We start from the raw sequence: 12,128 nt of genomic DNA, 5'->3' as shown, positions 1-12,128 counted from the left end.
GCAACAGGCCCATACCCAACGTGAAACCTGCACGGCGGTTATGTCTGGCGACAGTCTGTGTAAAAACTGCGCCTACAAAAGCCACACACGTTACGTTGAAACGCTTCCCGCTACGTACGCTTACACGCCGAAATACCTTGTTGCCAGCCGTTACATCCACACCTACCATCCAACGCAATGGTCGAGATAAGAAGCCAATACCTCAGTCAGTTCCCTCTCCCTCTGGGAGAGGGCTAGGGTGAGGGGCTTTTGATCTTTTACGGGCACAGCGGAGCTGTCCAACCACACCCGAATTCAAGGAAGCGGAATGCCTCATCACGTCCAGCGCACCATCGACTCCCCTCTTCGCACCGGGCTGAGCCGCACCCAGCTCTGGGAAGCCGCCGACAAGGGCTTGATCAAATGCTGGGAAATCGGCCGCCAGCGCGCCGAACGCTTTCCCGAACTGGCCCAGCGCTGCCTGGCCGATGAACTGCCGGTGCTTGGCTGGAAGGGTGGCGTCAGTCGCAGCCTGAAAAAAAACGAGAAGTACGGCTCACTGAAATATCTGGCGCAGTGGCAGGGTCTGCGCGGTGAGGATCTGGATATTGATCTTGCGCAGGAGCGTTCTCTGATGTGTTCGCGGACGAAGATGAAGGTGACGTTTACGCCGGATCGGACGAAGTATTTCAATCAGGTGGCGGAAGTTGAGGCTTAAGGAGAAGCAGAGATGGTCGATTTGCATCAGGAGTTTCAAAGCAGCGGTTTCTTTCACGAAGCGCGTATTGATCGTCGCTCTGCGGATGCCTTGGTTGGTGTCGCAGCGGGACTTGCCGCCGACGGTAAGATCAACCAGCAGGAAGCAGAATTTCTCAAGACATGGATTGAAACTCATCTGGTTCATCTAAGCGATCCGGTGGTTAACATCCTTTACAAGCGCCTTGCGGAGATGCTCAGCGATGGCGTGCTGGATTCGGATGAATCAGTGGAGCTTTTGGGAATGCTTCATCAGTTTGCCGGGCTGCCCGTAGGGTCAATCCAAACCTTTACAGCGCCAAATGCCCTACCCTTCGATAATCCTTTCCCAACCTTGAGCTGGATGGATCGCGTCTTTCTTTTTACCGGCGTCATGGCTTACGGGCCGCGCAAGGAATGCGAATTGCGCGTGACTGAGCGAGGAGGACTGATCAGTGGCGCCGTCAGCAAAAAAATTCATTATCTGGTGGTAGGCAGCATCGGTAATGAGCAATGGCTTCACAGTACTTATGGCACCAAGATCAAAAAAGCCGTCGAACTTCGGGACAGCGGCGTACCGATAGCAATCATCAGTGAAGACCATTGGCAAAAAGTGTTGTTTGGATAGCCTTAGGTCATTGGTCGATCTTCATCAATAGGACCCAAAACGCCTGAAGGCATTGGATCTGTTACAACGCTGACCGAAAACCGCTCCCGATAAGCCTGCGGCGTCACGCCAATCGCTCGCAGAAAACTGCGCCGCAGCGTCTCTTCACTGCCAAACCCGCAATTGGCGGCGATGCGTTTCACCGGCAAACCGGTATCGCTGAGCAGTCGGCGGGCGGTTTCGACGCGGATCAATTCGATCGCCCGCGCCGGGGTCTGGCCGGTGTCGGCGCGGTAGTGGCGGATAAAGCTGCGTTCGCTCATGCCGGCCTGTTCGGCGAGGGTCGGGATGCCGAGGTCGCAGGTCAGGTTCTCGGCGATCCAGGCGTGCAGTTCATCGAAGCGGTTGCCCTGTTGTTGCAGCGACAGCGTCACGCTGAACTGCGACTGTCCGCCCGGGCGTTTCAGGAAGACGACCAAGTGCCGGGCGACGTCGAGGGCGATATCGCGGCCGAGGTCTTCTTCGACCATGGCCAACGCCAGATCGATGCCTGCCGTGACACCGGCGGAAGTCCACACCGGGCCGTCGTTGATGAAAATCGGATTGGCTTCCACGTGCAGATTGGGATGTTGCGCGGCCAGTTGCTCGCAGCGCGTCCAGTGGGTAACCACGCGGCGGCCATCAAGCCAGCCGCTGGCGGCGAGCAGAAAGGCCCCGGTGCATACCGAAGCCACGCGCCGGCAGTGAGTGCCGTGCTCGCGCACCCAGTCGACCAGTTGCGAGTCTTCGGCGGCGGGATAAATGCCCCAGCCGCCGGCGATGATCAAGGTGTCGCTGGGCGTTTTTGGCAAGGGTTCGGCGAGCACCGCCAACCCCGCCGATGACATCACCGCCCCGCCGCCGCTGGCGATCACGCTCGGCGCATAGGGCGTGGGCAAACCGCGCTGGCGGGCCAGATCGTTGGCCGAGGCGAACACCTGCAACGGCCCGGTGACATCAAGAATCTGCATATTGGCAAACGCGAGGACGTGAATGGCTTTAGGCATTTGGCGTAATTCGTGGGGTTATTGGCGTATGCGCCAGAACCTACCCGCCTACAGTGAAGTCGTCCACTTCTTTCAACGGAGCAAGAACGATGACGCTGCAGATCGGTTTTATGTTATTCCCGCAGGTCCAGCAACTCGACCTCACCGGCCCCTACGACGTCCTCGCCTCGTTGCCCGGCGTGCAGGTCCACCTGATCTGGAAGGATCTGATGCCAGTGACATCCAGCACCGGGCTGCTGCTGAAACCGACTACGACTTTCGAGGATTGCCCGGATCTGGACGTAATCTGCGTGCCCGGCGGCAGTGGCGTCGGGCCGTTGATGGAAGATCAGCAGACGCTGGACTTCATTAAACATCAGGCCGCCCAGGCACGTTACGTGACCTCGGTGTGCACCGGCTCGCTGGTGCTTGGCGCGGCGGGCCTGCTGCAGGGCAAACGTGCGACCACGCACTGGGCCTATCACGAGTTGCTGCCGACGCTGGGCGCGGTTGCCGTGAAAGATCGGGTGGTGCGCGACGGCAATCTGTTTACCGGTGGCGGAATCACCGCCGGGATCGATTTCGCCTTGGTGCTGGCGGCGGAACTGGTCGATGCCGACACGGCGCAACTGGTGCAGTTGCAACTGGAATATGCCCCGGCACCGCCGTTCAATGCCGGCAGCCCGGACGTGGCACCGAGTGCGGTGGTCGATGAAGCGCGGTTGCGCGTGGCGCCGTCGTTGAAGCTGCGTACCGAGATTACCGAACGCGCAGCGGCCAAACTGGGCCTGCGCTGATATCCAGCCGAATGCAAAACCTGTGGGAGCGAGCCTGCTCGCGAAGGCGGAGTGTCAGGCGCCAGTGACGTCATCTGGAAGACCGCATTCGCGAGCAGGCTCGCTCCCACATTTGATTTGTGTCTGGCATGACTGCCACACCTTCACTTGTCCCACCTCCCTCGCCCGTGTAGAAAGCCCCTTCCAGAAATCTCGCACAAGGACTTTCGATGAAGGCGCTGCCCTGGCTCTATCTCGCGCTGCTCGGCCTCGGTTACGGACTGGCCCTGAGCTACGGCCAGCTCGGTTGGCTGGCATTGATCTCCGTGGGGCTTTTGCTGTTCGCCGCGTTCGCCGTGCGTCAGCAAGAGGTGCCGGTCGCGCGTTGGCTCGGCCATGGCCTGTTCATCGTTCTGGCCGTGGCACTGGCGATGCACTGGCTGCCGGGCTTCGCCAACGGCCGGGTGATCAATCCGCAACGTTTCACTGACAACGCCGTGCCGTTCGCGATGTACTTCAATCTCGACAAACCGCTGGTGGGCTTCTGGTTGCTGCTGGTTTGTCCGTGGATCGTCGCGCGGCGTTCGTTGCGCCTGACGGTCTATGCCACCGCCCTCGCCCTGACGCTGTGCGCGATTCTCGCCCTCGGCGGCGCGCTTTTACTCGGCGTGATCGCCTGGGCACCGAAATGGCCGGATCAGGCCTGGCTGTGGGTGCTGAACAATCTGCTGCTGGTGACGCTGGTCGAGGAAGCGCTGTTTCGCGGCTATATACAGGGCGGACTCAGCCGTCGCCTCAAGCACCTGCCCTACGGCGACAACCTCGCACTGCTGTCGGCATCGCTATTGTTCGGTCTGGTGCATGTCGGTGCTGGCTGGACCTGGGTGTTGCTGGCGGGACTGGCCGGGGTCGGCTATGGTCTGGCCTACCGTTTCGGCGGACTGGGCGCGGCGATCGCCACCCATTTCGGCCTGAATCTGTTGCACTTCGGCCTGTTCACCTATCCGATGCTGGCCAGTTGACGCAAGCGCGGTTTTGCGACGGCGTACTTAAATCTGAAAAAAAACTTCAATAAAAACCTGTCGGCGCCGACAACCATTCAAAGCCTTGCGGATTGAAAAACCATGCGTAACAACCAGCCCATTACACAACGCGAGCGGACCTTTCCAGCTCAGCAACGGTTGATTTCCACCACCGATGCCAAGGGCATGATCACCTACTGTAACGACGATTTTGTCGAGATCAGCGGGTTTTCGCGGGAGGAACTGATCCGTGCGCCGCACAATCTGGTCCGCCACCCTGACGTGCCATCGGCGGTGTTCTCGCACATGTGGGGCACACTGAAACAAGGCTTGCCATGGATGGGCATCGTCAAGAATCGCTGCAAATCCGGTGACCACTATTGGGTTAACGCCTATGTCACACCGGTGTTCGACGGCAGCCAGGTGATCGGTTACGAGTCCGTGCGCGTCAAGCCCACCGCCGAACAGATCCGCCGCGCCGAAGCGCTCTACCAACGCATCAACCAGGGCAAGTCGGCGATTCCATCGACGGACAAATGGCTGCCGCTCCTGCAGGACTGGCTGCCGTTCATTCTGGTCAGCCAGCTGAGCTTCATGATCGGCGCGACGCTGAACTCGCAGTGGGGCTTCGCCCTCGCCGCCGGTCTTTCGGTGCCGTTGGGCCTGATGGGCCTGCAATGGCAGCAACGCGGGCTCAAGCGCCTGCTGCGCCTGGCCGAACAGACCACCTCCGACCCGCTGATCGCGCAGATGTACACCGACAGCCGTGGCGCCCAGGCGCGTCTGGAAATGTCGATCCTCAGCCAGGAAGCACGCCTGAAAACCTGTCTGACCCGCCTGCAGGACACCGCCGAGCACTTGACCGAACAGGCCAAGCAGTCCGACGCCCTGGCACACAACAGCTCAACCGGCCTGGAACGCCAGCGCGTGGAAACCGAACAGGTCGCCACCGCCGTCAACCAGATGGCCGCCACCACCCAGGAAGTCGCCAGCCACGTACAGCGCACCGCTGACGCCACCCAGGAAGCCAACCGCCTGACCGGCCGCGGCCGCGACATCGCCGGCGAAACCCGCGAAGCGATCCAGCGTCTGTCGGTGGTCGTCGGCGAAACCGGCCTGACCGTGACGCAACTGGCCAAGGACAGCGACGAAATCGGCGGCGTGGTCGACGTGATCAAAGGCATCGCCGACCAGACCAACCTCCTCGCCCTCAACGCTGCGATTGAAGCAGCGCGTGCCGGTGAAATGGGCCGTGGTTTTGCGGTCGTGGCTGACGAAGTCCGCCAACTGGCGCAACGCACCAGCGAATCCACCGGGCAGATTCACGCCCTGATCGCCAAGTTGCAGCAGACTGCCTCCAGCGCCGTGCAAACCATGGAAGCCGGGCATCGCCAGGCTGAAGAAGGCGTGGCGCGGGTCCTGGAAGCGGATCAGGCACTGGTCGGCATCAGCGAAGCGGTGGCCAACATCACCGACATGACCACCCAGATCGCCGCCGCGACCGAAGAGCAAAGTGCCGTGGCTGAAGAGATCAGCCGCAACATCAGCAATATCTCGGAACTGGCCGATCAGACCTCGGAACAAGCGCACAACTCGGCGTTGCTCAGTGAAGAACTGACGAAGACGGCCAACACGCAGTATTCGTTGGTGGCGCGGTTTAACCGCTGATTGGAAGGCTGGAATGAAAAAACCCGGATGGCGTGAGCCTTCCGGGTTTTTTCTTGTGTCAATGAACTACTCAATAGGATTTGAGTAGGTTGAGACTGTGCTTGAGTAGTTCAGTCATGCATTGCGCCGCCTGCCAAACCCAGACATCTAATATTGAACTTCATCAGAAAGTTTTGCGCTGCACATTCGGAAATCCTGGCGGAAATCCACAGAACACAGCGTATGTCTACTGTCAGGTCTTACAGTAGACATTCAAGTTTCAGGGGCATATCTATAAATCGTTGAACAGATGGTTTTCATTATCACGATATGACCAAGGAGCTAAAAAATGAGCAAACATAGCATCCTCATCCCAAAACCAGGTGCCATTCCAAAACAGTCTAATGTTTTCACTTGGCAATTCGGCACCAACCCTGAAACAACGGCCAATATAATTTCTTTTGAACTACGTCATTTTATTCCGACGGGCGAAAAGAGCTGGTCAATCTCAGGATCTACAGGAACGCTGGAGGAGAAGAACATCTTTCTCTACTCTTTCTCGATCCCCTATACCAGTGACGCCCCGTTCCATAAAACTTATACGTTAGAAGACGGGCTGACATTCCAGCACGGCCACTCGTCACCTGGACCCTCTGGGTTTTATGGATTTACTTATGTTGATGCTGATGAAGCCACGGTCACTATCGACATCCATCCCACCAAGGGGATTGCTAAAGGTACATTTGAAGCAAAGTTCAAAAGCCATGGATACCGAACGCAGCCTATAGGTACTTTCAACTTGCTTAGGGATGATTTGTGATTTTTCGCGACAACGTTTCGATCAGATTGCATCCCCGCCCTTTTAGCCGTATGGCGCTTCGCGAACAGGCTCACTCCCACACTGGATCTGCGCTGATCACAGATTAGGTGCCAGACACCAATCCCCTGTGGGAGCGAGCCTGCTCGCGAAGAGGCCATAACAGCCAGCGAAATTATTGAGGCAACTTCAGCTTATCCAGCAGTCGATTGACCAACAGTTCGTTGAGCATGATCACCTGTTGCAGCGCCAGCAGTGGTTTGCGTTCCGGGCCGCCTATCGAGTTGGCGATGTTACCGGCCATGGCATGCGCGTATGAAAGCGACTCGCAGGCCTCGACCAACAGGGTTTCGTCATCCAGCGTGGGGTCCACGACATAGACCGGGCGATATTTTGGAGAGCTTGGTGGAGCGGCCAGATCTTCGGGTTTGAGGTAGTAATCGAGGGCGCGGTCGGTGGCTTCCTGGATTTTTTGCGGATCGAGAGCGCGGTCGTGGGGGGGGTGGCGGGTTGGGGGTGACTTTGAACATGGGCGTACTCCGGTTTCGAATATTGGGAGCCAACACCCTCGCTACCAAACGAAAGGTGGTGGTCATACGCAGGTTGGTAGACCGGTCGAAACAGGAAACCCGGCGCTCACAAAGGAGCCCCACGCATGCCCACCATAAAAGTCGAGCCCCGAAACGGGACTGCATACGGTGACGCTATACAACGGTTTCGACGCGGGCTACCAAACCCCATCACTGTTTCTCAGTGACAGACAAACGATATAGCCCGCCGCCTAGACGCGTAAGCCGGCGGATTCTGGCGTAGGCGTAGGCAATGGCGCAAGGAGTTGTAGCCGGGATGGCGTAACGGGTCGTGTAGTTTAAACATTGGTATTTGATGATGTTTAAGTTCAGAGATTGCCTCTGACAGGCAGGTGGTTTGATGTCGTCTGGAAGGGAGCTTTCGCGAGCAGGCTCGCTCCCACAGAAAAGCAAGGCAGCGCAGCTGCCCGCGGCGAAGCCGCACCACTCAACAATGAGCGCAAGCTCGAGTGCTCTTGATCTTGATCCACCGGCGACGTCGGAAGGCTGAGTGGAGGGATTGATCCGGGCGTGGGAGCGCAGCGACCGTCTGGCGCAGCCAGACACAGCGGAAGGAGGTGCAGCGAAGCAAACCGGAGCCGCTGCGCCCGGATCGATCCCGGAGCGAAGGGACCCGAGCTTGCGAGGGCCGAACGCAGGAGCTAGCGTTTTTTGCTTACTTTTTTTGGCGCTTGTAAAAAAGTAAGTCGCCGTCAGGCGAAACCGCCAGCCGCAGCTCCCGAAGCAACGGATATGCCCCCAAAAGCAAGATCAACAACTACCCCCTCACCCCAAAGATGGCGAAGGGAAAGGGAGCAGATCTTCATGCAAGGCAAAATCCCGGCCCGGCTCAAAATCAGTCACCGAGAAATTCAGCCACCTTCTGCGCAGCACCCGCCAAATGATCGGAATGCGCAAAGCCAGAAGCCTTGAGCGGCTTCAAATCATGATCCCCCGCCACCAACCAAAACACCTCAATCCCCGGCGCTAACGAATAGCCCTCAACCGCCTCGCGATTCCCCAGAGCGTCCCGCTCTCCCTGCACAATCAACGCCCGCGTGCGCAACGAAGCCAAATGCTCAACCCGCGGTTTCTCCGGCTTCCCCACCGCATAAAACGGATACCCCAGACATACCAACGCATCCACCCCCAACTCATCCGCCACCAGACTCGCCATCCGCCCGCCCATCGACTTGCCGCCAATCGCCAACGGCCCAGCGACATGACGCCGCACAACCGCAAACACCTCCCGCCAACATTCCTGCAACTTGCCAGCAGGATTCGGCGGCCGCTTAACCCCATCCACCCGCCGCTGCGCCATATACGGAAACTCAAAGCGCAACACGTTGACCCCAAGCCCGGCAAGGCGCCCAGCCATGTCGTTCATCCAGTCGCTATCCATCGGCGCCCCCGCCCCGTGCGCCAGAATCAGCGTTGCCGAAGCCTCACCAACAGCGACATCCCACAACCATCCATGATCGAGCACACACTGCGCCCATTGATCCCCGTCAATACTGGCCTTGTGCTGTTTGTCCATGCTTGCCTCGCTTTTAGTCTGCCTATAACTCCAGGCGAAGGATTCGCGTCGTTTGCGCGCGCTCACTTCGGCTGAACCGTGGATGGGGAACCATGAACACTTCTATCAGTACCGCCTACAACTACAAGGTGGTCCGCCAATTCGCCATTATGACGGTGGTGTGGGGCATCGTCGGCATGGGCCTCGGGGTTTTTCTCGCGGCGCAATTGGTCTGGCCGGAACTCAACTTCAATTTGCCCTGGACCAGTTTCGGCCGTCTGCGCCCGCTGCACACCAACGCGGTGATCTTCGCCTTCGGTGGCTGCGCGCTGTTCGCCAGCTCTTTCTATTCGGTGCAACGCACCTGCCAGACGCAATTGTTTGCGCCGCAAATCGCCGCGTTCTGCTTCTGGGGCTGGCAACTGGTGATCCTGCTGGCGGCGATCAGCCTGCCGCTGGGTTACACCAGCTCCAAGGAATACGCCGAACTGGAATGGCCGATCGACATCCTGATCACCATCGTCTGGGTCGCCTACGCGATCGTGTTCTTCGGCACGATCATGCAGCGCAAGACCAAGCACATCTATGTGGGCAACTGGTTCTTCGGCGCGTTCATCATCACCGTGGCGATCCTGCACATCGTCAACAACCTTGAGTTGCCGGTGAGTTTCACCAAGTCCTACTCGGTGTACGCAGGTGCAACCGACGCCATGGTGCAGTGGTGGTACGGCCACAACGCTGTGGGCTTTTTCCTCACCGCCGGTTTCCTCGGGATGATGTATTACTTCGTGCCGAAACAGGCCGAACGTCCGGTGTATTCGTATCGCCTGTCGATCGTACACTTCTGGGCCTTGATCACCCTGTACATCTGGGCCGGCCCGCACCACTTGCACTACACCGCGCTGCCGGACTGGGCACAGTCACTGGGCATGGTGATGTCGCTGATCCTGCTGGCACCGAGCTGGGGCGGCATGATCAACGGCATGATGACCCTCTCCGGCGCCTGGCATAAGTTGCGCAGCGACCCGATCCTGCGCTTCCTCGTGGTGTCGCTGGCGTTCTACGGCATGTCGACCTTCGAAGGTCCGATGATGGCCATCAAGACTGTCAACGCCCTCTCCCACTACACCGACTGGACCATCGGCCACGTACACGCCGGCGCACTCGGCTGGGTGGCGATGATCTCGATCGGCGCGCTGTACCACATGATCCCGAAAATCTTCGGCAAAGCGCAGATGCACAGCGTCGGCCTGATCAATGCGCACTTCTGGCTGGCGACCATCGGCACCGTGCTCTACATCGCCTCGATGTGGGTCAACGGCATCGCCCAGGGCCTGATGTGGCGCGCGGTCAACGAGGACGGCACGCTGACGTATTCCTTCGTCGAAACCCTGGTGGCCAGCCATCCGGGCTTCGTCGTGCGACTGATCGGCGGGGCGATTTTCCTCAGCGGCATGTTGCTGATGGCTTACAACACCTGGCGCACCGTGCGGGCCTCGCAGCCTGCCGACGTCGTCGCTGCCGCGCAGATGGCCTGAGGAGTCCGCCATGAAACACGAAACGATTGAAAAGAACGTCGGCCTGCTGATGCTGCTGATGGTGTTCGCCGTGAGCATCGGCGGCCTGACCCAGATCGTCCCGCTGTTCTTCCAGGACGTCACCAACAAACCGGTGGAGGGCATGAAGCCATACACCGCGCTGCAACTGGAAGGTCGCGATATCTATATCCGCGAAGGCTGCGTCGGTTGCCACTCGCAGATGATCCGTCCGTTCCGCGCCGAAACCGAACGCTACGGGCACTATTCGGTGGCCGGCGAAAGCGTTTGGGATCACCCGTTCCTGTGGGGCTCGAAACGTACCGGTCCGGACCTCGCCCGGGTCGGCGCGCGTTACTCGGATGACTGGCACCGCGCGCACTTGTACAACCCGCGCAACGTCGTGCCGGAGTCGAAGATGCCGGCCTACCCGTGGCTGGTCACCCAAGCGGTCGACAGCAGCCACACTGAAACCAAGCTGAAAACCATGCGTACCCTCGGCGTGCCGTATACCGATGACGACATCAGCGGCGCGGTCGCCAGCCTCAAGGGCAAGACTGAAATGGACGCCCTCGTTTCCTACCTGCAAGTGCTCGGCACTGCAATCAAGAGCAAGAGGTGAGCCATGGTCATTGAAATGAGTGCAGGCCTGATTCGCGGTCTCGGCACGGTCGTGGTGTTCGTCGCCTTCGTCGGTTTGACGCTTTGGGTGTTCAACCGCAAGCGCACCCCGGAGTTTGCCGAAGCACGTCTGCTGCCGTTCGCCGATGAACCGCAACCCGACACTACCCAAGCACCTGAAACAAGGAGTACCCGGCCATGACCACCTTCTGGAGTACGTGGATCTGCGTACTGACCATCGGCAGCCTGATCGGCCTGACGTGGCTGCTGATCGGCACGCGCCGGGGCGAGACCAAGGGCAGCGTCGACCAGACCATGGGCCACAGCTTCGACGGCATCGAGGAGTACGACAATCCGCTGCCGCAGTGGTGGTTCATGCTGTTCGCCGGCACGTTGGTGTTCTCGGTGGGTTATCTGATTCTCTATCCGGGCCTGGGCAACTGGAAAGGCATCCTGCCCGGCTATGAGGATGGCTGGACCGGCGTGCACGAATGGGAAAAGGAAATGAACAAGGCGGACGCCCGGTTCGGCCCGATCTTCGCCAAATTCGCGGCGATGCCGCTGGAAGAAGTGGCCAAGGATCCGCAGGCGCTGAAAATGGGTGGTCGTCTGTTCGCCTCCAATTGCTCGGTGTGCCACGGCTCGGATGCCAAGGGCGCGTTCGGCTTCCCTAACCTCGCCGACAGCGACTGGCGCTGGGGCGGCGATGCCGAGACGATCAAGACCACCATCATGGGCGGCCGCATGGCGGCCATGCCGGCCTGGGGCGAAGTGCTCGGTGAGGCCGGGGTGAAAAACGTTGCCGCCTACGTGCGCCACGAACTCGCCGGCCTGCCGCTACCCGCCGACAGCAAGGCAGACCTGCAAGCCGGACAGCAGGCGTTCAGCACCACGTGCGTGGCTTGCCACGGCGCAACTGGCCAAGGCACCCCTGCCATGGGCGCACCGAATCTTACCCACCCGGCCGGCTTCATTTATGGCACCAGCCTGACCCAACTGGAGCAGACCATTCGCCATGGTCGTCAGGGGCATATGCCAGCGCAGAACGAATTGCTGGGCAACGATAAAGTGCAATTGCTAGCCGCTTATGTGTACAGCCTGAGCCACGGATTGAACACAGAAAAACTGATAACTGAAGACACCAAGAAACAGTAATTGCGTACACCACTGCCGCAGCTTTCTCGCTGCGGCAGTTTCCCGCCCCTTTGCGACGCATTGTCGCACCCCTTGGATCCTCTCCTTTCGGAACCCCGGATTCGGGTCTACGCTTCATCGAAGC

12 protein-coding genes and 1 pseudogene are annotated in these 12,128 nt (G+C 59.3%); 10 read left to right on the top strand and 3 right to left on the bottom strand.

The window, feature by feature from the left end; all coding sequences use genetic code 11:
- Window positions 1-307 precede the first annotated feature (307 nt).
- Window positions 308-697, top strand: coding sequence for a hypothetical protein (locus AB4N73_RS04235; RefSeq protein WP_041479072.1), 390 nt, complete (start codon window positions 308-310; stop codon window positions 695-697).
- Between the two features lie 12 nt (window positions 698-709).
- Window positions 710-1,342 carry a BRCT domain-containing protein gene (locus AB4N73_RS04230; RefSeq protein WP_460142956.1) on the top strand — a complete coding sequence of 211 codons (633 nt, stop codon included), beginning with the start codon at window positions 710-712 and terminating at the stop codon, window positions 1,340-1,342.
- Between the two features lie 2 nt (window positions 1,343-1,344).
- Here the strand turns inward: AB4N73_RS04230 and AB4N73_RS04225 are convergent, their stop codons facing one another.
- The gene (locus tag AB4N73_RS04225; protein WP_460142955.1) at window positions 1,345-2,367 is read right to left on the bottom strand and encodes a GlxA family transcriptional regulator; all 1,023 of its coding nucleotides are present in this window, start codon (window positions 2,365-2,367) and stop codon (window positions 1,345-1,347) included.
- A gap of 89 nt (window positions 2,368-2,456) precedes the next feature.
- On the opposite strand from AB4N73_RS04225, the gene inhA reads away from it, so the two are divergent.
- From inhA to AB4N73_RS04205, 4 genes are all read left to right on the top strand, one after another.
- Complete coding sequence (gene inhA, locus AB4N73_RS04220; protein ID WP_460142954.1) at window positions 2,457-3,143, top strand: isonitrile hydratase; 687 nt, start codon at window positions 2,457-2,459, stop codon at window positions 3,141-3,143.
- Between the two features lie 209 nt (window positions 3,144-3,352).
- Window positions 3,353-4,144 (top strand): CPBP family intramembrane glutamic endopeptidase, encoded by a 792-nt coding sequence (locus AB4N73_RS04215; protein ID WP_460142953.1) that lies wholly within the window; start codon window positions 3,353-3,355, stop codon window positions 4,142-4,144.
- Window positions 4,145-4,246: 102 nt separating this feature from the next.
- Window positions 4,247-5,812, top strand: a complete 1,566-nt coding sequence (locus AB4N73_RS04210) for a methyl-accepting chemotaxis protein (RefSeq protein WP_041479077.1) — start codon at window positions 4,247-4,249, stop codon at window positions 5,810-5,812.
- Window positions 5,813-6,140: 328 nt separating this feature from the next.
- Entirely contained in the window at window positions 6,141-6,611 is a 471-nt protein-coding gene (locus AB4N73_RS04205; RefSeq protein WP_252869097.1) for a hypothetical protein, read from the top strand.
- Window positions 6,612-6,783: 172 nt separating this feature from the next.
- Here the strand turns inward: AB4N73_RS04205 and AB4N73_RS04200 are convergent.
- Window positions 6,784-7,138, bottom strand: a pseudogene (locus tag AB4N73_RS04200) (DUF6124 family protein).
- A gap of 895 nt (window positions 7,139-8,033) precedes the next feature.
- The gene (locus AB4N73_RS04195) at window positions 8,034-8,714 is read right to left on the bottom strand and encodes an alpha/beta family hydrolase (RefSeq protein ID WP_460142952.1); all 681 of its coding nucleotides are present in this window, start codon (window positions 8,712-8,714) and stop codon (window positions 8,034-8,036) included.
- Between the two features lie 92 nt (window positions 8,715-8,806).
- On the opposite strand from AB4N73_RS04195, the gene ccoN reads away from it, so the two are divergent.
- The 4 genes from ccoN to ccoP are packed head-to-tail and all read left to right on the top strand — an operon-like array spanning window position 8,807 to window position 12,004.
- A complete protein-coding gene (gene ccoN, locus AB4N73_RS04190; RefSeq protein ID WP_024012337.1) occupies window positions 8,807-10,231 on the top strand; it encodes a cytochrome-c oxidase, cbb3-type subunit I in 1,425 nt (474 codons plus the stop codon).
- Window positions 10,232-10,241: 10 nt separating this feature from the next.
- Entirely contained in the window at window positions 10,242-10,850 is a 609-nt protein-coding gene (gene ccoO / locus AB4N73_RS04185; RefSeq protein WP_003223389.1) for a cytochrome-c oxidase, cbb3-type subunit II, read from the top strand.
- A gap of 3 nt (window positions 10,851-10,853) precedes the next feature.
- Window positions 10,854-11,051: a cbb3-type cytochrome oxidase subunit 3 gene (locus tag AB4N73_RS04180; RefSeq protein ID WP_042608410.1), complete on the top strand. Its 198-nt coding sequence runs from the start codon at window positions 10,854-10,856 to the stop codon at window positions 11,049-11,051.
- Window positions 11,048-12,004, top strand: a complete 957-nt coding sequence (ccoP, locus tag AB4N73_RS04175; RefSeq protein WP_056784245.1) for a cytochrome-c oxidase, cbb3-type subunit III — start codon at window positions 11,048-11,050, stop codon at window positions 12,002-12,004. The genes AB4N73_RS04180 and ccoP overlap by 4 nt, the downstream gene beginning before the upstream one ends.
- Window positions 12,005-12,128 lie beyond the last annotated feature (124 nt).

The sequence above is a fragment of the Pseudomonas sp. S3_B08 genome, from assembly GCF_054667725.1.
This window is presented reverse-complemented; position numbering and strand designations above follow the sequence as displayed.